Below are 22859 nucleotides of genomic sequence, written 5' to 3' on the forward strand. Positions count from 1 at the left end.
AATGCCGAACTGAAAGCGAGGGGACATGTTTCGCAAGCTCGTACTGATCTACGGACTGCTCAGCCTGGCCGGTTGCCTGGACCTGGGCGGCGGCGGAGGTGGCGGAGGTTCCAGCAACCCTGCCCCACCGGCCACCAGCACCCCCGAGACGCCGCCCCAGCCGCCCGCCAGCGGTGGCGCCAGCCCTGATCCGGAAACGCCCGCCCCCCCGGAACCGCCGGTCACGCCCCCTGTCACACCGCCCACCGAGCCGCCGGTCACCCCGACGAACCGCTTCCCCGAGCCCAGTGCCGCCGTGGTGGATGAAGTCGGCGCCCTCGGCTTCTACGACCAGACCGCCGACGGCCAGCCGCGCCCAGTGCGCAACGACCTCAGCGGTACCCTCGCCGCCATGCTGCAATTCGTGCAGAGCCACTCGGTGGACCCGCAAGGCAACGAAGCGAAGAACATGCCGCGCCTGACCAGCGAGCGCGAAGCCCTGCTGCTGGTCACCCCGGACCCGGCCCAGCCCCTGCCCAACTCCATGCGCGTGCAGGTGCTGGTGGACGGCGTCCTCAAGGGCGACCTGACGCTGCGCCACCCCGACGAGCTGTTCCGCGCCGACCGCACCGGCAGCGACGCCCGCCCCGACGTGGTGTATTCGCGCCGCGCCTGGTCCGCCGTACTGCCCTGGGACTGGGTGGTGCCCGGCATGAGCCTGCAACTCAGCGACGACCGGGGCCGCAGCGGCCAGCGCGCCGCCGAGCTCTTCGACTTCGCCCCGCCCGCCGAACTGCTGGTCCAGGCCATTCGCATCGGCATGCTCACCGCCGAGGTTCCGGGCGGCCAGCACGGGTTCAACACCCAGCCGGTCCAGGCCGCCACCGACTACTTCCAGACCGTGCCCATCGCCCGCATGGTGGCCGGCCAGTACGAAGACGTGCTGTTGCGCAAAGTGATGGTGGCCAACGGCACGATCTACGACGCCGACCAGGGCCAGGCCAGCGCCACCACCGGCGACGTCTACAGCGGCGACATGCGCGAGAACACCGCCAAGTCCACCTTCAGCACCGGCATCAACCTGGCCAACTGGGGCATCACCAGCGCCGGCATGGCCAGCCAGGAGCAGCCGCAACTGACCAACTCGGCGGTCATCCACCACGCCCGCGGCCAGTACGCCAACGGCCCGGCCAACCACGGCCTCAGCGGCGGCAACGGCATCCTCACCCTGATCGACTCGGTGGGGAACGAGTTCAGCCACGAGATCGGCCACCACTACGGCCTCGGCCACTACCCCGGACAGAGCGGCGACAACTACTTCTGGTCCGGCCACCACCACGACAGTGGCTGGGGCTACATCGCCTACCGCAAGCGCATGCGCGCCAACCTGCACTGGACCCGCGCCAAGACCGGCGGCCTCAACGGCATGCCGATCTACGCCGATGCCTACAGCTTCGCCACCGACGCCATGGCCGGCGGCAACTTCGCCAGCGGGCTGTCGCGCTACACCCACTACACCGGCTACAGCACCCGACAGAAGATCCAGCCGGCGCTGAACCGCGCCGTCTGGGCCCCCGACTCCCCAACCGGCTACCGCAAGTGGGACGCCACCAGCCGCAAGATGGAGGTGTTCCAGCCGAAGACGCCGACCTCCAGCACCGTCTGGTACAACAGCGCCGACGGTCACTACCGCAAGCCGCGCCTGTTCGGCGTCCCGGTCATCACCCTGCTCGGCGGCTACGACCCGGAGACCGGCGCCGCCGTGCTCTACCCGGCCCTGCGCGGCAACTGGGGCCAGGTCTACGACCTGCCGCTGCCCGACGCCGCTGCCACCAGCCGGCAATGCTGGCTGGCGGTCAGCTTCGCCAGCGGCACAACCCAGCGCATCGCCGTCGCCCCCACGCGCCTGGGCAGCAACGCCAACAAGCTGCACGTCAACCTGGCCCAGGCCGAACAGCCCCTCGCGGCGGCCCTGCAATGCCGCGACACGGCCGGCGCCGCCACCACCGAGCTGGCCAGCGTGATCATCCCCCAGGGCCTGCCCGCCCTGCCGCCGCCGGTGATCGTCGGTCGCGAAGCCGGCTTCCAGGCCCTGCGCCAGGAAGAACTGCCCCAGCTCGACGCCGCCCTCACGGCCCTCGCCGGCCAGCTCGTGCCCACCCTCAAGGGCAACGCACGGGTGCTCTTCGACAGCTACAGCGACCAGCCCGACGGCCTCTCGGCCACCGCCCAGCAGGTCCGCCAACGCCTGCTGGAGCAACAGGCCCACGCCCTGCGCCTGAACCGCTGGCTCGACGCCTACGGTGCCCAACTGGCCGGCAGCGCCGACGCCGCCCAGGCCCTGGATGCCCTGCTGACCACCCTGCAGTTCGACAGCCGCACCCTGCTGCCGCCGCGCCAGGGCTTCGCCATGGGCAACGGCAACTGCGTGCGGGTGGAACAGGTGGACGGCGCCTGGCAGCCCTACGTGCTGGCCAAGGCCCAGTGCACCGGCTCGGCGGAGGAACAATGGCGGGTGGACGCCAGCGGCCGCATCCGCAGCGTCGCCCAGCCCACCCAGTGCCTGACCGCCAGCAACGACGTGGGCCTGAGCGCCTGCGACATCCAGCAGGACGCCCAGGCCTGGGACTTCTCCGCACTGCCGCAGCTCAAAGCCGGCAACCGCTGTCTGGACCTCTCCGGCGGCTACCTCACCAACGGGCGCGGAAAGCTGATCCTCTATGGCTGCACCAGCGGCGCCAACCAGAAATGGTACGGCCCCACCCTCAGCGACAACGGCCTGCTGCCGCTGCTGCAAAGCCGCAACATCGCTGCCTTCACCGCCTATGCCGAGCAACGCGCCCAAGCCGTGTCCCCCTGAGGCCCACTGGCGCCAGGCCCCATGGGGCCTGGCGCTGCTGCTGGCACTGCTGCCTCCGCCGCTTGCCGCGGTGGAGCTGCCCACCGCCTTGCTGACCCCACCCCGGCTGCACCTGCAGCCGCTGGGCGCACTGCCCGGTCTCAGCGCATGGCGTCTGCACGGGGTGTTCAGCCGGGGGGATGGCCAGGGCAGCGCCACCCTCAGCCTTGAAGACGGGCCGCCCTTCAGCGTCCGGACCGGCGACCGCCTGCCTGGTGGCGTCGAGGTGCTGGCGATCCAGCGCGACCGCCTGCTGCTGCGGCGCGCCCGAGAACTCGGTGAACTGGTGATCCTGGGCCGCGCGCCGGGCGCGGGCGACAGTTCCGTCGCCGCCGCCCCAGTGGCCAGCGAGGCCCCCGGCAACCTGCCCAGCCTGCCGCCCGACTGCGAAGCCTTCGCCCTCGGAGGCGTCCCCCTGGACGAACTGCAGGCCCTGGGCGGATGCCCGTCGCTGGCGGACGAGAGCGGGCGTTAGCCCCTCACGCGCTCGAACTGCTCCGGCCAGTCCCGCCGGGTGAACACCTGCCCCTCCCGCCGTACCCGGCGCACCTCCTCCAGGTCCAGCTCGGCCAGCAGCCAGCGACTGCCGTCCGGACACAGCTCGGGGCTCTCGGCGATCACGCCGTTGCTCGGCATGCCGTAGTCCGGCGGCACATAGAGGCCGGCGCGGCCGATGTTCTCATCCAGCGCCGGGGACCAGGGCGCCAGCCCCACGGTGGGCGACTGCAGCACGGCGATCTGGCTTTCCAGGGCACGGGCCTGGGCGCCGATACGTACACGGTGGTAGCCGGCCTCGGTGTCGGTGCAACTGGGGGCGAGGATCAGGTCGACGCCGCCCTCGGCCAGGGTCCGCGCCAGCAGGGGGAACTCGTTGTCGTAGCAGATGAGGATGCCCAGCCGCCCGAACGCCGTGTCGAACACCCGCAGCCCCTGCCCTGCCGAAATGTGCCAGTGCTCGCGCTCGAAGCGGGTCATCATCAGCTTGTCCTGGTGGCCCAGTTCGCCGTCCGGGCCGTAGAGCCAGGCGCGGTTGCGGTACTGGCCATCGGCATCGCGCACCGCCACCGAACCGGGCTGCAGGTAGAGGCCGAGGCGCCGCGCCAGGTCCGCGCACAGCGCCCGCCAGGCGGGCAGCAGCGGCTGGATGCCGTCGATGGTGGCGTGCAGGTCGCCGCGCAGGGCCGGCGGCAATTGCCCGCTCAGCACCAGGCCGGCGTACTCAGGCAGCAGCAGCAGCTCTGCGCCCTCGCCGGCGGCGGCCTCGCACAGGGTAGTGAGGTGCTCGGCGTAGGCGTTCCAGGTTTCGAAGAGGTCGATGTGGTATTGGCAGGCGGCGATCTTCACGGGGCCAGCTCCCTCAGCCAGAACGACATGGGCTTGGCGCTTTCCTCGCACTCGCCCAGGTCACGCCAGTGGTATTCGGTGCGCAAGGCGGGGTGGTGGCGGTAGCCGCGACGGGCCCAGAACCCGTGCAGCGGCTGGTAGCCGGGCGGGCGGCGCGGGTGGTCGTCCGGGCGCTCCACGGCGCAGAAGGCGCACCACTGGAAACGCTCCAGCGAGCGGGCATAGGCCTCGCGCTCGGCGAAGAAGCGCACACCCAGGCCGCCGCCCCGGTACGCCGGCATCAGCACCGACTCCCCGAAGTAGAAGATCAACGCCGGGTCCCAGCCCTGCTCAAGAAAGGGCCGCTGGAAGGCGTCGGTCTCGTCCGCCAGGGGCAACCCGGTGGAGGCCCCGACCACCCGGCCCTGGTCGAACACCAGCACGAACAGGCTCTCGGCCGACTCGGCGTAGGTGGCCAGGTAGCGCGCCTCGTAGTCCAGGGTGCCGTCGTAGAGATAGGGGTACTCGCGGAACACCGTCAGGCGCAGCCGTGCGAGGTCGTCGATGAAAGGCGCGATGGCCGCGCCCTGGTAGCGTCGGATGTCCATGGTCGTCGTTTTGCCGGTCCCGATGACGCCCCTGGCTAAGAGCGGGGGCGGACAAGACCCTATCATGCAGCGCAACCCCGAACCGACCCATTTGCGACAGGACCTTGACCATGACCGCAGCCGAACTGGTGAAAGCCTATTACGACGCCTTCAACGCCGGGGACATGCCGGCCTTCCTCACCCTGCTCAGCGAGGACGTGGTGCACGACATCAACCAGGGCGAGCGCCAGCAGGGCAAGGCGGTGTTCGCCGCCTTCATGGAGAAGATGAACCGCTGCTACAGGGAGCGCCTGACCGACATCGTCATCATGCCCAGCGCCGACGGCAGCCGCGTGGCCGCCGAGTTCGTGGTGCACGGGCAGTACCTGGTGGGTGACGAGGGCCTGCCACCGGCCCGCGGCCAGACCTACGTGCTGCCGGCCGGCGCCTTCTTCCACGTGCACGCTGGCAAGATCGCGCGGGTGACCAACTACTACAACCTGACCGACTGGATCGAGCAGGTCAGTTGAGGCCCCAGGCCAGCCAACGCATCGAGAAACGCGCCAGGATGGCAGACGGTGCAGCCTGGTGCGGGCAGAGGCGTCGTGGCAACCGGCCCGGAGGCCGGTTGCCGGGCACGGATCAGAGCTTGGCTTCGAGGGCCTTGCGGATCGCGTCGGCGCGGGCGTCCACGTCGTCGACGTTGCTGAACGGGCGGAAGTTCAGGTCCAGCACGCCGCCGTCGAAGGCCACGCCGTCCTGGTAGGCGCTGGAGGGTGCAGTGGCCTCGTCGTAGCGCACCACCACCTTGCTCAGCTTGGCTTTCAGGGCCTGCTTGCCCATGTCGTCCACGGCAATGGCGGACAGGGCCTTCTGCAGGGGCACGAAGTAGATCTGGGTCCAGAAACCGTCCTGGGCGTAGTTGGCGGACTGGTCGGGCAGCGCAATGGTGTTCCATTGCACGTCCAGCGGCAGCTCGTAGCCGGCAGCGGCCTGAATGGCCTTGACCTGGTCGACGTAGGCGCCCTGCTCGTAGGCGGTGATGGCGCGACGCTCGGCCAGGGACGGCTCGGCGAAGGCGGGCGCACCGGCCAGCAGGCAGGCAGCAAGGGCGGTGAGGGTGATGAAACGTTTGGCAGCCATGAACAACTCCTGGGGCCATCGAACCCCGACCGCGAATGCAGCCGGTGGACGCGCGGCTGTGGCCTCCCTGCCACGCGCGGGGCAAGACTACCCGAGCAGGCTGGGGCGATCCGCCGACCGCCTCATGTTTCCGACCGATCGGTCACCCGGTGCGACGCGGCACCAGGCTCAGCCCGGCCGCCGTGCTGCGCTGGGCCAGGTAGCGGGTGCAGCTCACCCGCAGGAAGGAGGCGAAGTTCACCACCTCGCCGCGGTAATCCATCACCTCGTCGTAGAGCTTGGTGATGAGCTGGTTGGTGGTCATGCCGTCCACCTCGGCGATCTCCCGGAGGATGTCCCAGAACTGGTTCTCCAGGCGCAGGGTGGTGACCACGCCACGGATGCGCAGGGAGCGCGAGCGGGATTCGTAGAGGATCGGGTCGGCCTTTACATAGAGCTCGCACATGGGGTCGGTCCTTTATCGGGTGGTCCTGAACGTGTAGGGGCGACTTCAGTCGTCCGGTGGTGCGACGCAGCGCCATCGTGCCTGTATGCGGCGCCCCCTCGCACCTGCCCATCAGTCGTGAGGGGGCACCGCAGTATGCAGGACGGCGCGGGGATTCCCGCGCCTCGTTACAGGCTGATCCGCGTCCCCAGCACGTCGAGGAACTTCGCCAGCCAGGCCGAGTGGGCCGGCCAGGCGGGGGCGGTGACCAGGTGGCCGTCGACGTGGGCGTGGTCCACGGCGATGTCGACGAACTCGCCACCGGCCAGGGTGACTTCTGGGGCGCAGGCCGGGTAGGCGCTGCAGGAGCGGCCCTTGAGCACACCGGCGGCGGCCAGCAGTTGCGGGCCGTGGCAGACGGCGGCGATGGGTTTCTTCGCGGCGTCGAAGGCTTTCACCAGTTCGATCACCCGGGCGTTCAGGCGCAGGTATTCGGGGGCACGCCCGCCGGGGATCAGCAGGGCGTCGTAGTCCTCGGCGCGGACGCGGTCGAAATCGAAGTTGAGGGCGAAGTTGTGACCGGGCTTCTCGCTGTAGGTCTGGTCGCCTTCGAAATCGTGGATGGCGGTGCGCACGGTCTGCCCGGCGACCTTGTCGGGGCACACGGCGTGGACGGTGTGGCCGACCATGCCGAGGGCCTGGAACGGCACCATGGTTTCGTAGTCTTCGGCGTAGTCGCCGACCAGCATCAGGATCTTCTTGGCTGCCATTGCGGGGTCCTCCCAGTCAGGGTTCAGGGTGACAAAGGTAGCCAATCATCCTCCCCGGCACCGTTCCGTGGGTAACACCCGGCTACTACAGGGGCTGGCCGTTGGCGTCGATGCGCAGCAGCGGTTGCACCTGGCGGGTGGTGGCGATCTCCTGGCGGCCCAGCGCCTCATCCACCAGTTGCAGCGGGCCGTCGCCCTGGGGCGGAAGCTCGGCGTTCTTCGGTGGCGGGTCGAGTTCGTCGTAGCGCAGGTAGTAGGTGCCGCCGGCACCGGCTTCGAAAACGAAGCTGGTGATCTGGGTGAAGTCGAAATAGCCGCCGGCCAGCAGCGTCCAGTAGGTGCCCATCAGCGGGCGGCGCATCTCCAGGCGGTAGTTGGCCACGTCGAACTCCAGGGCCAGGTAGCCGTTGCTGGGCAGGATGCCGATCAGCCTGCCGTCGAGGAACAGCCCCGGCGCCTCCAGCTCCTGGTCGGCCCAGTCGCTGCGGGGGCGGTAGATGTAGACCAGGGCATGGTCACCGTCCCGTGGCGCCAGCGCCTCGAAGGCCGGGCCGTCGGTGGCGCCGAAGAAGGCACCGGGGGTGGAACAGGCGGACAACAGCACGACCAGCAGGGGCAACAGCAGCGGACGGCGCATGGGCACATCTCTCGTTATGGCGTGCAGGGAGCGTAGCCGGCGGCAGGCCACTGCCGACACCCGACAAAGGTTCGGCTCAGCGGCGGCGGTCCAGCAGGTTCACCGCCAGGCGGTCGAGCCAGCCCCACAGGCGCTGGTAGAGGCGTTTGAGCAGCGGCCGGGCGTGCCAGTCCTCCAGGGTGATCTCGCGGCTATCGTCGAAGTCACGGCAGAGGGAGGCCGCCACCTGCTCGGTGAAGCGATGGTCCAGCGCCTCGACGTTGGCTTCGAGGTTGAAGCGCAGGTTCCAGTGGTCGAAGTTGCACGAGCCGATGCTGACCCAGCCATCCACCAGCACCATCTTCAGGTGCAGGAAGCGCGGCTGGTACTCGAAGATCCGCACGTTGGCCCGCAGCAGACGCGGGTAGTAGCGCTGCCCGGCGAAGCGCACCGGCGGATGGTCGGTGTTGCGCCCGGTGAGCAGCAGGCGCACGTCCACGCCACGCCGGGCGGCCTTGATCAGGGCACGGCGCACCTTCCAACTGGGCAGGAAGTACGGCGTGGCCAGCCACACCCGCTCCTTGGCGTTGCGCAGGCTGCGCACCAGGGACTGGACGATGTCCAGGTGCTGGCGGGCGTCGGCGTAGGCCACCCGGCCCATGCCAACGCCGGCCGAGGGATAGGGCGGCAGGTGGCGAAGCCCCGGCGCCTCGCCCGGCAGCCAGGGGCGCCGGCTCAGGTTGGCCATCCACTGGTAGTCGAAGATCAGCTTCCAATGCACCACCAGCGGCCCCTGGATCGCCACCATGGCCTCGTGCCAATGGCTTTCGGCCTCGCCGGGCTGCCAGAAGTCGTCGGTGGAGCCGGTGCCGCCCACGTAGGCGACGCGGTCGTCCACCACCAGGATCTTGCGGTGGTCGCGGTAGAAGTTGTTCACCCCGCGCCGCCAACGGATGGGGTTGTAGAACTGCAGCAGCACACCGGCCTCGGCCAGCCGCCCGCGCGGGGCCTGCCCCAGCTTCTGGCTGCCGAAGCCGTCGAAAAGGCAGCGCACCTTCACCCCCCGCCGCGCGGCCTGGCAGAGCACCTCCACCAGGGCCTCGCTGCAATGGCCATCCTCCACCAGGTAGAGCTCCAGGCTGACGTGGTGCTCGGCCCGGCCGATGTCGGCCAGCATGGCGGGAAAGAAGCTCGGCCCGTCGATCAGCAGATCGAAGCGGTTGCCGGACTTCCAGGGGAAGATGTGGCCCATCAGCGCGCCGTGAAGATCAGCACGGCGCCCACCGGCACCGAGCTGCTGATAGAGGGGAGCCCGGCCAACTGCTTGAGCGTGCCCAGGCCGTCCATCAGACCGAAGTCCTCCACCTGCAGCACCAGCGGGGCCAGGGTCACCACCTGGAAGCGGCGGTCGTCCAGGCGGGTGGCCAGCAGCTCGGCCTGGTACTCGTGCTCGCGACCATGCAGCGTCACCTTCAGCGGCAGGCGCAGTTCCAGCTGGGCGCCGGGGGCCAGGTCGGTGATCGGGCGCAGGTCGATCTGGGCGTGCACCTCGGCCTCGGGGTTGCGCTCGATCTCGAAGAACAGGTCGCGCAGGCGCTGGTCCCGCAGCGGGATGCCCGTGCTCACCGACTCCAGTTCGATGCGCAGGTGGGCCTTGCCGGTGTCGCCGATGCTGCCGTGCAGGGTGAGGAAGCGGTGCACCTCGGAGAGGCTGCCGCCCTTGGTGGAGATGAAGGACAACCGCGAGGATTCGTTGTCCAGGTACCAGCCGGCGTGAGCCGGTAGCGCCAGGGCGCCCAGCAGGGCGAAGACGAGGGGAATGGACGTGCGCATGGGGACTCCTGTTGCAAATCGGCGCCACCTTAAACCGCCGGCCAGCGCACCTGCAAACCAGGGTCGCCGGCCCGCCTCCAGCAGGGCGAGGGCCGGCCGCTCCTTCGGATCAGAAGCTGTAGACGTAGTTCAGGTACAAACGTTCGGCGTGGTGGGTGACGATGCCCGCCGGCCCGCGCGAGGCCTGCCGGCGGTCCACCCCGTCGGGCACGCCTTCGGTGTGGAAGCGGTTGTGCAGCCAGGCCAGGCTGAGCCCCTTGAGCGGCCCGTCGAAGCGGTACTGCAGCAGGCTCTGGAACTCCCGCCGGGAGAAGTCGCGGTAGCCGGCGGCGTGGTCGGAGACGGCGTAGTGGCTGTCCAGCCGCAACTGCGGCAGGCCGAAGGCGCTGAAGTCCAGGCCGGCCATGAGCTTGACCATGGCCTCGTCCTCGGCGCCGAAGTAGTAGAACAGCTTGGCGCTGCTGTTCCAGGTGCCGTGGTCCTGGCGGAAGAACGGGCGGTCGAAGTCGCCGCCGCGCACCTTGTTGTAGGCCGCCCCCACGTAATGGGAGGGCGCGCGGTACTTCAGCGACAGGTCGGTGTAACGGGCCCGGTGCTGCCGCTCCGCCTCGAACAGGCCGCGCACGCCCTCGTGCTCGAACAGGCGCCCGGCGTCCTGCTGGGCGCCGAGGGTGCCCGCGAGGTCGATGAAGCGCTCATCCCCCAGGGCCAGGCTGTGCTCCAGCTTGATGGAGCCGACCTTGAGGTAGTCCTCGGCCAGGCTGTACTCGGCGGTCAGGCGGCTGGTGGTGGGCAGCGTCCACTCCACGGCCGCCAGGTGCAGCGCCTCGATGCGCTGACCACGGAAGTTGCGCAGGGTGTCGGACCAGCCCGACTCGTTGCGCGCGCTGAAACCGGTGAGCCGGCTGTAGCGCAGGGCGCGGCCCTCGGCGCGCCACTCCAGGTCCGTCCCCAGGGTAGAGGGCGGCAGGATGCGGCTGATGGGGTCGTCGTAGTACTGCCCGTAGCGCCGGCTCTTCTTGCCAAGCCCCAATTGCAGGTACCCGTCTGCAAGCGGGAGCCGCCCGCGCAGGTAAGCCTCCACCGGCTTGGCGATGCCGTGGGGCGACTGCACGCTGCGCCCGGCTTCCAGGTTGCTGATGCTGGTGGCCTCGTGGCCCACGTGCAATGCATCGGCCAGGCCGTAGGCGTAGTCCACGCCGAACAGGTCGCGGTACCAGCCGGAGTTGAAGCTGAACAGGGCGGCCTGCACCCATTCGTCGCGGTTGGGGCCGACCTCGCCACCGTCGTTCTCCTTCCAGTAGAACTGGCTGTAGCGCAGCGATGTGCGGGCGTCATCGACAAAGGGTTCGGCATGGCACGGCCAGCCGGACGCCAGGCACAGCAGCCCGGCGAGGCCTTTCTCTCGCAGGTTCATCTCGTTGTCCTTCTTGTTGTTCTGGATGAAAGGTGAGGCTGTCCGGACAGGCAGGCCCATTGTGGGCGGCCGCCCCCGACGGGCAATCGAAATGGGTTCCACCGGGTGGAATGGCGGGCGGGGCGATGATGCAGGCGGCAGGAAGCCGGGCAGGCCTGCCCGGCGGGAGGGTGGGCCGGCGGCCTAGGCCAGCCGGCCCTGCAACAGGTCGACGGTGCCGGCGAGGTCCTGCAGGTGCTGGCCGCTGACCCGCTCGACGCTGTCCTGGTCGCGGGGCCAGTGCAGGGCGACGCTGCCCACCACCCGCCCCTGGCGCCGCACCGGCAGGGCCACGGCACGGATCAGGAAGGGCAGGCGCACGGCATATTCCCAGCTACCCTCGGTGCGCTCGCCATAACCCTGGCGGTGGGCCTGTTCATGGACCCGCTGCAGCGCCTCGCCGGGCAGGCCATGGCGCACGGCCAGGCGCTCCAGGTCGGTGGGCTCCAGGGCGGCGACGCAGGCCTTGCCCATGGCCGACTGGTGCAGGCTGGCCTTGAGCCCCACCACCAGGCGGTTGTTCGGGTAGCGCCGACGCAGCACCTGGGGCACGGCGCTTTCCACCACCAGCAGGTCGTCGCCGTCGAAGAACGACAGGTCCGCCACCAGGCCGGTGCGCTCGGCCAGCTCGCAGAGCAGCGGCGAGGCCCGCTCCACCAGTTGCCGGAGGAAGCGCTGTTGCGGGTCGCCGAACAGGCGCTCGGCGGTGAGCCGGTAGCGCCGGTCACACAGGCCCCGGTACAGCCAGCCCTGCTCCTGCAGGGTGTGCAACAGGCGCGACACCGTGGCCTTGGGCAGGCCGGTGAGGTAGTGCAGCTCCTCCAACCCCAGGGCGTCGTGGGCGCCCAGCAGTTCGAGGATGCCCAGGGCGCGCTCCACCGAACGCACCGTGCCGCTTTCTTCTCGAGTGTGCATACCCGCCTCCCCTCCCCCATGGCGATGACAGGCGCCAGCAAGATACGGGCCTTGGCCAGGCCCGTGATCGCTCAGTTCGCGGATGGCCAGCCCAGCAACGCAGGCGGGCGCCGCGCCACCCAGCGGGTCTGCTGCTCGTGGGCATGGGCCAGTTGCAGCACCGCCAGGTCGGCGCGCGCCGGGCCGATCAGTTGCACGCCCATGGGCAGCCCGGCCTCGCCGAAGCCCACCGGCACGCTCATGGCCGGCAGGCCCGCGAGGCTCACGCCGATCACCACCTCCATCCAGCGGTGGTAGCTGTCCATGGCGCGGCCGGCCACCTCGGTGGGCCAGGGCTGCGCCGAGTCGAAAGGGAACACCTGGGCGCAGGGCAGCAGCAGGTAGTCGTAACGCTCGAACAGCGCCGTCACCACGCGGTACCAGTCACTGCGGTCCACCGAAGCCTGGTGCACCGCCTCGGCACTGAGGCCCAGCCCGCCCTCCACCTCCCAGCAGGCTTCCGGCTTGAGCCGCGCGCGCCGCGCCGGGTCGGCGTACAGCGGCCCCAGGCTGCCGGCCACCAGCCAGTGGCGGTGTACGCACCAGCAGCGCCAGAGCCGTTCCGGGTCGTAGTCCGGCACCACCGGCTCCACCTCGCAGCCCAGGGCGCGGAAGTCCGCCAGCCCGGCCTCGCACAGCGCCAGCAGGCCCGCCTCCATGGGCAGGTGCCCGCCCAGGTCGCCGAGCCAGCCGATGCGGGTGCCTGTGAAGTCCCGCTCCAGCGGGCCTTCCAGGTCATCGCCGGACAACTGCGCCAGAGGCACGCCCGCTGCCGGTCCGGCCTGGGTGCGCAGCAGCGCGGCGACATCGGCCACGCGGCGGCCCATCGGGCCTTCGGTGGCCAGTTGCTGGACGAACAGCTCCGGTGTCGGGCCGAAGGGCACCCGCCCCAAGGACGGGCGCAACCCGTAGACGTTGTTGAAGGCCGCCGGGTTGCGCAGCGAGCCCATCATGTCGCTGCCATCGGCCACCGGCAGCAGCCGCAGGGCCAGCGCCACCGCCGCCCCGCCACTGCTGCCGCCGGCGCTGCGGCTGGGGTCGTAGGCGTTGCCGGTGATGCCGTGCACCGGGTTGTAGGTGTGCGAGCCGAGGCCGAACTCGGGGGTGTTGCTGCGCCCGATGAACAGCGCCCCGGCCGCCCGGGCGCGGGCCACCACGTGGGCGTCGTGGCGGGTCACCTGGTCGGCGAACAGCGGCGAGCCGAGGCTGGTGCGCAGGCCGGCGGTGGCGGCCAGGTCCTTCGGCGCCTGGGGCATACCGTGCATCCAGCCGAGCCATTGCCCATTGGCCAGTTGCCGGTCGCGCTGCTCCGCCTCGGCCAGCAGGCGCTCCTCGGGCTGCAGGTCCACCAGGGCGTTGACCACCGGGTTGAGGGCGTGGATGTGCTCCAGGTAGGCCTGCATCACCTCGCGGCAGGCCACCTGGCGGGTGCGGATGGCCTCGGACAGCGGCAGGGCGTCCAGGGCGACGATCTGCTCGCGCAGGGAGCGGGCGGGTGAGGGGGTTCGGGTCAGGCTCATTCGGCGAGGCTCCGGGTGGGCTGGGACAGGGAGCGTCGGCGGGCACGGCGCGCCAGGGCGGCGGGGGCGCCTTCGCGCAGGTGCCAGTTGGCGACCAGTCCGATGCTGGCGGCAAAGATCACGTAGTAGGCCGGCGCCACCGGGTCACCAGTGGACTGGGTGAGCCAGGTGACGATGAAGGGGGCGAACCCGCCGAACAGCATCACCCCCAGGTTGTTCGACAGCGCCAGCCCGGTGGAGCGCACCGCCGCCGGGAACTGCTCGGCGCTGGCGGTGGGCCCGGGGCCGTAGATGCTGCCGATGGCGCTGCACAGCAGCAACTGCATCACCAGCAGGCGGCCGAGGCCGGGCGCAGCTGCGACCCAACTGAACAGCGGGTAGACCATCACCAGGAAGGCGAAGGTGCCCACCAGCAGCACCGGGCGCCGCCCGACCTGGTCGGACAGGTGCCCCGCCAGGGGGATCACCAGGGTCATCCAGGCCACGGCGGCCATCTGCACCATGAACACCTGGTCCAGCGGCAGCCCCAGTTGCTTGTGGGCGAAAGTGGGCATGTTCACCAGCACCACGTAGAAAGCCACGGTGCCGCTGATGGTGCAGCCGAGGGTGACCAGCACGGCCCGGCCGTTCTCCCGCAACATGCGGCCGAAGCCGACGGGCTCGCCGCGCTGGGTATCGCGGGCCTCCAGGAAGGCTTCGGTCTCGGCCATGTGCCGGCGCATCCACAGCCCCACCGGGCCGATCAGCAGGCCCACCAGGAAGGGCACCCGCCACCCCCAGGCATCCAGCGCTTCGGGCGAGAGCCCGTGGGTGACCAGGGCGCCCATGCCGGAGCCGGCGAACACCGCCAGGCACTGGCCGAACAGTTGCCAGGCGCCATACAGCCCGCGCCGATGGGCCGGGGCACTCTCCACCAGGAAGGCCGTGGCGCTGCCGTACTCGCCGCCGGTGGCGAAGCCCTGGAGCATCCGCGCCACCACGATCAGCAGCGGCGCGCCGAGGCCGATGGCGGCGTAGTCGGGGGCCAGGGCGATCATGGCGATGGAGACGGTCATCAGCAGGATGATCAGTTGCATGGCCGCCTTGCGTCCCCGGCGGTCGGCGTAGAGGCCCAGGAGGATGCCGCCCACCGGGCGCATGAAGAAGCCGACGCCGAAGGTGGCCAGGGCCATCAGCAGCGAGGCGTACTCGTCGTCCGAGGGGAAGAACAGCCGGGCGATGATGCTGGAAAGGAAGCCGTAGACGATGAAGTCGTACCACTCCAGTGCGTTTCCGATGACGGCAGCCGTCACCTGGCGGCCGCGCGAGGCGCCGCTGGCGGATGGTTTCATGGCGGTCTCCGGGTCAGGCGTGGGCGACGGGTTCGGCGAGGCGCACGGGCGTCACCTGTAGCCAGGATTCAGCCAGGGCGGCCCAGTAGGCGGCGCCCCTCGGGAGGATGGCGTCGTTGAAGTCGTAGGCGGGGTTGTGGACCATCGGCCCGTCGCCGTTGCCGATCATCAGGTAGCTGCCGGGGCAGCGCTGCAGCATCCAGCCGAAGTCCTCGCTGCCCATGAGGGTGGGCGCATCCTGCACGGCATCGGCGCCGGCCAGGTCGAGGGCGACACGGCGGGCGAAGGCGGTCTCGGCCGGGTGGTTGACGGTGACCGGGTAGGCCGGGCGGTGCTCGATCTGCACCTGGCAGCCGTGGCTGGCGGCGTGGCCGCGGATGATCGCCATCACCCGCTGAAGCTGGCGCTCGCGCACCGCCGGGTCAAGCGCACGCAGGCTCAGGCGCAGGCGTGCCGTCTGCGGGATGACGTTGGCCGCTTCGCCGGCCTGGAAGGCGCCGACGCTGACCACCGCCGCCTGCTGCGCATCGATGTGGCGGGCCACCACCGTCTGCAGCGCCATGACGATGTCGGCACCGGCCACCAACGGGTCGACGCACAGGTGCGGCATGGAGCCGTGGCCGCCGACGCCTTCGAGGGTGACCTCCAGCAGGTCCTGAGAGGCCATCACCGGCCCGGCGCGAAAGGCCAGTTGTCCGGCCGGCAGGCCCGGCATGTTGTGCATGCCGAACAGCGCATCACAGGGGAAGCGCTCCAGCAGGCCGTCCTCCAGCATGGCCAGGGCGCCGCCCTGCCCTTCCTCGGCGGGCTGGAAGATCAGGTTGAGGGTGCCGTCGAAGCGCCCGGCCTGGGCCAGGTAGCGGGCGGCGCCCAGCAGCATCACGGTGTGGCCGTCGTGCCCGCAGGCGTGCATGCAGCCGGGGTGACGGCTGCTATGGGCAGCCGCGCCGGCCTCGTGGATGGGCAGCGCATCCATGTCGGCCCGCAGGCCGAGCCGCGCCGTACCCCGGCCACGGCGCAGCACACCGACCACGCCGGTGCGACCGATGCCGGTGTGCACCTCGTAGCCCCAGCCGCGCAGCAGGCGCGCCACCAGTTCGGCGGTGCGGTGCTCCTCGAAGCCGAGTTCGGGGTGGGCGTGGATGTCGTGTCGCAAGGCACGCAGCTCGTCGGCGATGTCGTCGAGCCAGGCCTGAATGGGAGCGAAGCGGGTCATTGTTGTTGTTCTCCTCGTCCGGTGGAGACCGCCCGGGGCGGTCGGTCTCCAGCTAACCGCGCGGGGCGGAGGAGAACAATCGAAGGTGGTTCCACAGGGTGGAACCCGAGCGCGCGGCCTCAGGGCAGCGGGTCGGGCTCCGCCAGCAACTGGCAGCCCTGGCGCTCGCCGAGCCAGGCGGCGGTGTTGCTGCGCCCCAGGCCACGGGCGGTCACGCGCTTGCCGGCGGCATCGTCGAGGAAGCCGCTGATGGGCACGTACTGCTTCACGTAGCCCTGGCAGTAGTCCGCCGGGTTGTGCATCACGTAGCGGCAGGAGCAGTACTCCTTGGCGGTGTAGGCGCTGATGATGCCGGGGAAGGCCTGCAGGTGAACGCGGTTGTGCCAGGCCAGCCCGGCGAGCAGGAGCAGCAGCATAGCGAGGACGCTGAGCACGGGACGACGGCGGATCATGGCTTCACCTCCGAGGCGAAGGCGGCCAGGGCCAGCTCCAGGAAGCGGTCGTGCTGGTAGGTGCCGTCGCGGTCATCGGCGTAGCGCACGATCACCAGCTTCTCGGAGGGCAGCACGTAAAGCGCCTGACCCCAGTGGCCGAGGGCGGCGAAGGCGTCTTCCGGGGCGTGCGGCCAGGGCTTCGGCGCGCCTTCCACCACGCGGTTGAGCCACCAGTGGCCGCCGGGGACGGCTTCGCCGGGCTGTTTCGGGTCCGGCCGGTAGTCGGCGAAGGGCGTGCGGTTGAAGGCCACCCACTCGGCGGGCAGCAGTTGCCGCTCGCCCCAGCGACCGTTGCGCTGCATGAGCAGGCCGACGCGGGCCAGGTCACGGGCGCTGAGGTAGGCGTAGGAGGAGCCGACGAAGGTGCCGGCGGCGTCCCGCTCCCACACGGCGGAGCGGATGCCGAGGGGCTCGAACAGTGCGGTCCAGGGGTAACTCGGGTAGGCGGCCTCGCCCACCATGCCGCGCAGGGCGGCGGAGAGGACGTTGCTGTCGCCGCTGGAGTAGCGGAAACGCTTGCCGGGCACGGCGTCCAGCGGGTGTTCGGCGGCGAAGGCGGCCATGTCGCCGCGCCCTCGGGTGTAGAGCATGGCCACCACGGAGGACTTGAGCGGGGCGTATTCGTAGTCCTCCTGCCAGGCCAGGCCGGAGGCCCAGTGCAACAGGTGCTGCACCTGCACGCCGGGGTGGCTGGCGAAGGCGGGGTAGTGGCGGGCGACCGGGTCATCCAGCTTGAAGCGCCCCTCGCCAAAGGCCACGCCGAGGGTGGCGGCCAGCAGGCTCTTGCTCACCGACCAGGTGAGGTGCGGCGTCTGCGGCTGGGTGGGGCCGGCATAGCGTTCGTAGACCAGCTCGCCATCACGGATCACCACCACCGCGTCGCTGCGCACGCCCTGGCGCTGGGCATCGTCACGGGCGGGAAAGGCGTAGCGCTCGAAGCCGTCGAGGGCGGGGCTGCTGGCAGCGGGGGTGGTCGTCCAGTCGGGATCGGGCCAGCGCTCCGCCTGGGCGGGTAGCGCAGCGACAAGGCCGAGGGCCAGGTACAGGGCTCTGAGCAGGGGCATCGGGAGGCCTCTTGTTGTAGGAAGAGGCCGACCCTAGCACGGGCTGATGACAGCCCAAAGCGCCGGGCGCGCCGCGAAAGGTGGCCATTCCAGACAACTTCATTACGGTGCGAAGGCGTGGAGCGATTCCGCAAGAAACCAGGTGGTTTCCGTGTGCGCACCTGGCGAACGCGGGCCTGTTGCCTGCGCGTTCGCCTCGGCCATCAGCGAGGCAACTGATAGTCCTCGGGGCCCATCAGGTCGAGGCCGCAGTCGAGGTTCTCGATCCAGTAGAGGAAGGCGCTGATCATCTCCTTGCCGACGAAGGGACGGCCGTGCTGCGGCACGATCATCTCCAGGTCCATGCCACGGACCATCGCGGCCCACAGGCGGCAGGCCTTGTTGCCGGCCATGTAGCGCCGGTGGAAGCCCTCCATCTCCGGTACGTGATTGATGAAGTCGCGCACCGGGGAGGCGTCTTCGGTCATGGATGCGCCCATGTCGCCGGAGAAGAGGATCTTGCTCACCGGGTCATACAACTGGAAGTTGCCCACCGAGTGCAGGAAGTGCGCGGGCACCGCCTTGAGGTTGCAACGGCCGAGCGGGATCGACTGGCCACGGTCGGGCAGCGCGATGATGCGGTCGTAGGTGGAGATGCCGTGGCTGATGGCCAGGTAGTTGGCGGTCAGGTGCGGCAGGAAGCGCGCCCAGAGCTTGGAGCAGACCACCTTGGCGCGGGTGTGCAGCAGCCACTTGTCCAGGGACGCGATGATGTCCGGGTCCTGGTGGGAGGCGAAGATGTAGGTCAGGTCCTGCACCGGGATGTGCTTGGACAGCTCCAGCGACAGCGGGGTGTAGGTCAGGTCGCCGCCCGGATCGAGCAGCAGGTACTGGTCATGGTCGGTGATCAGGAACTGGTTGGACTGGATGCCGTCCCCACTGACCAGATCGTCGAACAGCATGCATTGGTGGGTGCCGTTGTCGAACAGCACGATGGGTTCACGGCGCATGGACACCTCGGATTCGGTTGCGGCGCACAGCATGCGGAGCCCCTGGTCCGGGCGTACTGATCTGCGTCAAGCGCCCCCTTCGTCGGGGGCGCAAAGGTCGCAGGGTGGCGGGCTGCGTCTCAATCCACCCACCCCAGCGCCTCCCGCGCCTTGACCAAGCGCGTGGCGCGCGCGGCACCGGCGATGGCCAGCAGGCCCTGGTCGCGCGTCCAGAGCGTTGCCCACTGCGCGGGGCCGCTGGCGAAGGCGGCGTCCAGCTCACTGCGCAGGCCGTCGAACTCGGCGAAAAGGCCGGCCAGCATGACGTGCATCACCGGGCTGGTGGCACACAGCCGGGCCACTTCGGCCGTGCCGGACAACAACCCCAGCAGGCGCATGCGCAGGGCCGGCGGCCAGCCGCTGTCCTGGCCGACACCCAGCAGCCAGGCGCTGAGGGCGGCGAGGACGTGGAGGTCTTCCAGGCTGCGGAAGGGTTTGACGTAGGCATCCCAGCCATCCCCGGCGAGGCGCTCGCAGTGGGCGCCGTCCAGGTGCAGGCGGGCGTGGGGGATGTCGGGCATCAGCGGCAGCGCCGGCAGGGGTTCGATGCGCACGCCGGGGGCGCCGTTGCGCACCACGGTGAGGGCCAGGCGCGGGGCCTCGCCGTCGGCTTCCTCGCGGGCGGCCACCAGCAGCCAGTCGGCAGCGTCGGCGGCGGTGACGAAGTCCTTGCGGCCATTGAGGCTGAGCCCGTCGAGGCGGACCTGCATGTCCGCCGGGCGCACACTGCGCGCTTCGGTCACGCAGAGCGCGCCGAGGCTGCGCGGGGCGGAGGGCCAGAGCAGGCGCAATGCACCCTGGTAGCCCGCGAGAAAGGCCAGCCCCGGGGTGGCGGCGAGGCGCCCGCCGAGGACGGCAAGTTCAAAGGGTGTGGCCTCGCCCAGGCGCTCCAGCAGGCTGCCGTACCACTCTTCGAGGGGCTGTGCGGGCAGGCGGTCACGGGTCTCGAGCAGGCGTTGCCAGGTCATGGGCGGTCTCCTTGGGGGCTGTCATTCAAGCATCACGGAAACGTCACGGAGGTGACACCGGGTCTGCCTAGCCTGAGCTTGCACAACAAGATCGTCCGGCTGCAACCGGGATCTAGCCGGCCCAAATGGAGGCTTACTCATGACCCAGATCGCTATCACCCGCGACAACGCCGCACGCGGCGACAAGAGCCCGCGCCGCCTGCAGGCCGAACGCCTCAGTGGGGTCGCTGCCCTGCGTGAAGCCCAGGCACTGCGCTACCGGGTGTTCAGCGCGGAGTTCGACGCCAAGCTCAAGGGCGCCGAATTCGGCCTCGACATGGATGACTTCGACCCGCACTGCCAACACATCGGGGTGCGCGACCTGGACAGCGGTGCGCTGGTGGCCACCACCCGCCTGCTGGACCACCAGGCCGCCCACGACATCGGCCGTTTCTACAGCGAGGAGGAGTTCCGCCTCGAGGGCCTGGGCGAGCTGCAAGGCCCGGTGCTGGAGATCGGCCGCACCTGCGTCGATGCGGCCTACCGCAACGGCGGCACCATCGCGGTGCTCTGGAGCGAGCTGGCAGAGGTGCTCAACGAGGGCGGTTACCGCTACCTCATGGGCTGCGCCAGCATCCCCATGCAGGACGGCGGCATCCAGGCCCAGGCGATCATGCAGCGCCTGCGCGAACGCTACCTGTGCACCGAACACCTGCGCGCCGAGCCGCGCACCCCGCTGCCGGCGCTGGAGCTGCCGGGCAACGTGATCGCGGAGATGCCGCCGCTGCTGAAGGCCTACATGCGCCTGGGGGCGAAGATCTGTGGCGAGCCGTGCTGGGACCCGGACTTCCAGGTCGCCGACGTGTTCATCCTGCTCAAGCGCGACGAGCTGTGTCCGCGCTACGCCCGCCACTTCAAGGCGGCAGTCTGAGGCCATGGCCGGGCTGCGGTTCTACCTGCGGGTCATCCGCCTGCTGGCAGTGATCGGCCTCGGCCTGCTGCTGGCGAGCGGGGTGGTGGTGCTGGAACGGCTGGCCCGGGGACGGGACCTGATGCCGCGCCGGCAGCGCCTGACCCGCTGGTTCCTGGCGCGCCTGGCCGGCGCCCTGCCCTTCCGGGTGCGGGTGGAAGGCGAGGTGCCGACGGTACCGATGCTGTGGGTCAGCAACCATGTGTCGTGGACCGACATCCCGCTGCTGGGCATGCTCGCGCCGCTGTCCTTCCTGTCCAAGGCGGAGGTGCGCGCCTGGCCGGTGGCCGGCTGGCTGGCGCACAAGGCCGGGACGCTGTTCATCCGCCGGGGTTCGGGGGAGAGCAACCTGGTGGGGCAGCAACTGGGCCGGCACCTGGGGCTGGGCCGCAACCTGGTGATCTTCCCGGAAGGCACCACCACCGACGGCAGTCTGGTGCGCACCTTCCATGGCCGCCTGCTGACCAGCGCCTGCGAGACCGGGGTGGCGGTGCAGCCGGTGGCGATCCGCTACCTGCGCGATGGTGAGCGGGACAGCGTGGCGCCGTTCATTGGCGAGGATGATCTGGTGTCTCACCTGGTGCGCCTGCTGCGCAGCCCGTGCAGCGAGGTGGAGATCCGCCTGCTGACGCCCATCCCCAGTAGCGGTCGCCACCGCAACGCTCTGGCCCGCGAGGCCCAGCAGGCGGTGCAGGTGGCGCTGTTCGGTGACGCCCCATCCGACGAGCTGGCGGCCTGATCCGCCACCTCAGCGGGCGGGCGGCACCACCAGCATGTCGCAATCGAATTCCCGCAGGGCAGCGTCCGCCACGCTGCCGATCAATGCCCGCTTGATCCCGCCCATGCCCCGCGTGCCCAGCACCAGCAGGTCCGGTTCGGCCTGCTGCAGTGCGCGGCGCAGCACGGTGATGGGCAACCCCTCCTCTGCCGAATGCTGGCTGAACACGCCCAGCAGCCCTTGCTCGCCAAGGAACTGCGCCAGGGCCGAACGGGCGGCCACGGCCTCGCGTTGCTCATGCTCCTCCAGGGCGCTGTCGGACAGCCCGGCACCCAGCAGGGTGAGCCGGGCGAAGGGCTCGAAGGCGTAGAGCGCGCGGCTGCGGGCCAGTTCCAGCAGCCCCAGTTCGCAGGCGGCCTGGGCGGCGCGGGCCGAACACGGCGAGAGGTCGAGACCGATGAGGATGTCGTGGTAGTGCCCTTCGGTCTCGCGGTTGACCACCAGCACCGGCGTGTCCCCGGTGCGCAGCACGCGCTCCAGGGTGGTGCCGACGAACACGTCGCGCAGGGCGTTGCGCCGGTGGCAGCCCATCACCAGCAGATCGAAGCCCTGGCTGCGCGCGAAGTCGACGATGCGCTCGGCCGGGTCGCCCACTTCGATGCGCAGCGTGGGGGCGGCGCCCGCCAGTTCGGCGATCTCACTCAGGTGCGAGGCCAGGGCCTCGTGGACCTGGGCGCTCCAGGCGCTGGCCAGGGCCTGGGGCTGATCGGCATCCACCACATGCAGCACCGTCCAGGGGCAGCGGAACTGCCGCACCAGTTGGGCGGCACGGCGCAGGGCACGTTCGGAGCGGTTGGACAGGTCGGTCGCCAGGAGCAGCGCTTTCATCGGAGCACCTCCACTGTTCTCGTCAGGTCGGACCGGGGTGGTCCGGGGCCCACGCATTGCACGCCCCGATCCGCTGCCGGGGCTTGATGCAGGTCAAGCCATGCCGGCCTGGGCGGCAAAGCGTTGCAGCTCGGGGTAGAAGCACCGGAAGCGTTCGCTGAGGGGCTGGTAGCGCTCAGCCAGTTCGTCGAACCCGCCGGCCAGCAGCTCGGGGCGGGACAGGCGGCGGCTCATGCCGCCCACCACGGCGGCCAGGGTGTCGAAGTCGCGGTAGCTGCCGAGCCAGTCCTGCTCGGCCATGCGCGGGGCGATGCGGGCCAGGGCACCGGGCAGCGCCGCCTGGTCGGCCAGCACCCGGTAGACCTGCCCGGTGAAGGCGGGCAGCGGCACCTCGGCGTAGTCGGCCCAGTCGCGGGCCAGGCAGTGGTCGAAGAACAGGTCCAGCAGGATGCCGGACACCCGCCGCCGGGCCGCCGGGAACAAGGCGCGTGCATCCCGGACCTGCGGGTGGGTGTCGGTGAACAGGTCGATGCGCCGGTGCAGGCGGATGCCGGCCTCGATGGCCTGGGGCCAACGGCCATCCAGCGGTCCCTTGACGAAGTCGCCGTAGAGGCTACCGAGCAGTTGGTGGGGCGTGGAGCCGCCGAGGTGGAGGTGGGCGAGGTAATTCATCGCGCCAGCTTAGCAGGCTGTTGAAAA

24 protein-coding genes are annotated in these 22859 nt (G+C 70.3%); 5 read left to right on the forward strand and 19 right to left on the reverse strand.

Annotated elements, in window-relative coordinates; all coding sequences use genetic code 11:
- The first annotated feature begins 25 nt into the window (after positions 1-25).
- Positions 26-2839, forward strand: coding sequence for a M66 family metalloprotease (locus tag A7D27_RS01340; RefSeq protein WP_069563900.1), 2814 nt, complete (start codon positions 26-28; stop codon positions 2837-2839).
- A complete protein-coding gene (locus tag A7D27_RS01345; RefSeq protein WP_069563901.1) occupies positions 2805-3353 on the forward strand; it encodes a hypothetical protein in 549 nt (182 codons plus the stop codon). The genes A7D27_RS01340 and A7D27_RS01345 overlap by 35 nt, the downstream gene beginning before the upstream one ends.
- On the opposite strand, the gene A7D27_RS01350 is transcribed toward A7D27_RS01345, so the two are convergent.
- Positions 3350-4222 carry a carbon-nitrogen hydrolase family protein gene (locus A7D27_RS01350; protein WP_069563902.1) on the reverse strand — a complete coding sequence of 291 codons (873 nt, stop codon included), beginning with the start codon at positions 4220-4222 and terminating at the stop codon, positions 3350-3352. The genes A7D27_RS01345 and A7D27_RS01350 overlap by 4 nt on opposite strands.
- On the reverse strand, positions 4219-4809 hold the full coding sequence (locus A7D27_RS01355; RefSeq protein ID WP_069563903.1) for a GNAT family N-acetyltransferase: 591 nt from the start codon (positions 4807-4809) through the stop codon (positions 4219-4221). The genes A7D27_RS01350 and A7D27_RS01355 overlap by 4 nt, the downstream gene beginning before the upstream one ends.
- Before the next feature lie 110 nt (positions 4810-4919).
- Between A7D27_RS01355 and A7D27_RS01360 the strand changes: the two genes are divergently transcribed.
- The gene (locus tag A7D27_RS01360) at positions 4920-5318 is read left to right on the forward strand and encodes a nuclear transport factor 2 family protein (protein ID WP_069563904.1); all 399 of its coding nucleotides are present in this window, start codon (positions 4920-4922) and stop codon (positions 5316-5318) included.
- Between the two features lie 112 nt (positions 5319-5430).
- Here the strand turns inward: A7D27_RS01360 and A7D27_RS01365 are convergent, their stop codons facing one another.
- From A7D27_RS01365 to A7D27_RS01435, 15 genes are all read right to left on the reverse strand, one after another.
- Positions 5431-5931 carry a hypothetical protein gene (locus tag A7D27_RS01365; RefSeq protein WP_069563905.1) on the reverse strand — a complete coding sequence of 167 codons (501 nt, stop codon included), beginning with the start codon at positions 5929-5931 and terminating at the stop codon, positions 5431-5433.
- Positions 5932-6073: 142 nt separating this feature from the next.
- A complete protein-coding gene (locus tag A7D27_RS01370) occupies positions 6074-6376 on the reverse strand; it encodes a ribbon-helix-helix domain-containing protein (RefSeq protein ID WP_044409347.1) in 303 nt (100 codons plus the stop codon).
- A gap of 167 nt (positions 6377-6543) precedes the next feature.
- Positions 6544-7125 (reverse strand): DJ-1/PfpI family protein, encoded by a 582-nt coding sequence (locus tag A7D27_RS01375; RefSeq protein WP_069563359.1) that lies wholly within the window; start codon positions 7123-7125, stop codon positions 6544-6546.
- A gap of 85 nt (positions 7126-7210) precedes the next feature.
- Positions 7211-7762, reverse strand: coding sequence for a DUF2846 domain-containing protein (locus tag A7D27_RS01380; RefSeq protein WP_069563906.1), 552 nt, complete (start codon positions 7760-7762; stop codon positions 7211-7213).
- Between the two features lie 76 nt (positions 7763-7838).
- Positions 7839-8996: a phosphatidylserine/phosphatidylglycerophosphate/cardiolipin synthase family protein gene (locus A7D27_RS01385; protein WP_069563950.1), complete on the reverse strand. Its 1158-nt coding sequence runs from the start codon at positions 8994-8996 to the stop codon at positions 7839-7841.
- Positions 8993-9574 carry a YceI family protein gene (locus A7D27_RS01390; protein WP_069563907.1) on the reverse strand — a complete coding sequence of 194 codons (582 nt, stop codon included), beginning with the start codon at positions 9572-9574 and terminating at the stop codon, positions 8993-8995. Before A7D27_RS01390 ends, A7D27_RS01385 begins: the two co-directional genes overlap by 4 nt.
- 109 nt (positions 9575-9683) lie before the next feature.
- On the reverse strand, positions 9684-10991 hold the full coding sequence (locus A7D27_RS01395) for an OprD family outer membrane porin (protein WP_069563908.1): 1308 nt from the start codon (positions 10989-10991) through the stop codon (positions 9684-9686).
- A 183-nt stretch (positions 10992-11174) separates the two neighbouring features.
- On the reverse strand, positions 11175-11945 hold the full coding sequence (locus A7D27_RS01400) for an IclR family transcriptional regulator (protein ID WP_069563909.1): 771 nt from the start codon (positions 11943-11945) through the stop codon (positions 11175-11177).
- Positions 11946-12016: 71 nt separating this feature from the next.
- Positions 12017-13504 (reverse strand): amidase, encoded by a 1488-nt coding sequence (locus tag A7D27_RS01405; protein WP_069563910.1) that lies wholly within the window; start codon positions 13502-13504, stop codon positions 12017-12019.
- Complete coding sequence (locus A7D27_RS01410; protein ID WP_069563353.1) at positions 13501-14835, reverse strand: citrate-proton symporter; 1335 nt, start codon at positions 14833-14835, stop codon at positions 13501-13503. Before A7D27_RS01410 ends, A7D27_RS01405 begins: the two co-directional genes overlap by 4 nt.
- A 13-nt stretch (positions 14836-14848) precedes the next feature.
- Positions 14849-16051, reverse strand: coding sequence for a M20 aminoacylase family protein (locus A7D27_RS01415; RefSeq protein WP_069563911.1), 1203 nt, complete (start codon positions 16049-16051; stop codon positions 14849-14851).
- Positions 16052-16170: 119 nt separating this feature from the next.
- Positions 16171-16503, reverse strand: coding sequence for an amidase (locus A7D27_RS01420; RefSeq protein WP_069563912.1), 333 nt, complete (start codon positions 16501-16503; stop codon positions 16171-16173).
- Positions 16500-17609 (reverse strand): serine hydrolase, encoded by a 1110-nt coding sequence (locus A7D27_RS01425; RefSeq protein ID WP_069563913.1) that lies wholly within the window; start codon positions 17607-17609, stop codon positions 16500-16502. The genes A7D27_RS01420 and A7D27_RS01425 overlap by 4 nt, the downstream gene beginning before the upstream one ends.
- A 203-nt stretch (positions 17610-17812) precedes the next feature.
- A complete protein-coding gene (locus A7D27_RS01430) occupies positions 17813-18598 on the reverse strand; it encodes an MBL fold metallo-hydrolase (protein WP_069563366.1) in 786 nt (261 codons plus the stop codon).
- Between the two features lie 119 nt (positions 18599-18717).
- Positions 18718-19605, reverse strand: a complete 888-nt coding sequence (locus A7D27_RS01435) for an acyl-CoA dehydrogenase family protein (RefSeq protein WP_069563914.1) — start codon at positions 19603-19605, stop codon at positions 18718-18720.
- Between the two features lie 139 nt (positions 19606-19744).
- Between A7D27_RS01435 and olsB the strand changes: the two genes are divergently transcribed.
- Positions 19745-20515, forward strand: a complete 771-nt coding sequence (gene olsB / locus A7D27_RS01440) for an L-ornithine N(alpha)-acyltransferase (RefSeq protein ID WP_069560170.1) — start codon at positions 19745-19747, stop codon at positions 20513-20515.
- Between the two features lie 4 nt (positions 20516-20519).
- Positions 20520-21293 (forward strand): lysophospholipid acyltransferase family protein, encoded by a 774-nt coding sequence (locus A7D27_RS01445; RefSeq protein ID WP_069560169.1) that lies wholly within the window; start codon positions 20520-20522, stop codon positions 21291-21293.
- Positions 21294-21302: 9 nt separating this feature from the next.
- Here A7D27_RS01445 and A7D27_RS01450 read toward each other — a convergent pair whose 3' ends face one another.
- Complete coding sequence (locus A7D27_RS01450; RefSeq protein ID WP_069563915.1) at positions 21303-22160, reverse strand: universal stress protein; 858 nt, start codon at positions 22158-22160, stop codon at positions 21303-21305.
- Positions 22161-22253: 93 nt separating this feature from the next.
- Positions 22254-22832: an ACP phosphodiesterase gene (locus A7D27_RS01455; protein ID WP_069560167.1), complete on the reverse strand. Its 579-nt coding sequence runs from the start codon at positions 22830-22832 to the stop codon at positions 22254-22256.
- Positions 22833-22859 lie beyond the last annotated feature (27 nt).

This window comes from Pseudomonas sp. 1D4, from assembly GCF_001728925.1.
Classification (GTDB): domain Bacteria; phylum Pseudomonadota; class Gammaproteobacteria; order Pseudomonadales; family Pseudomonadaceae; genus Metapseudomonas; species Metapseudomonas otitidis.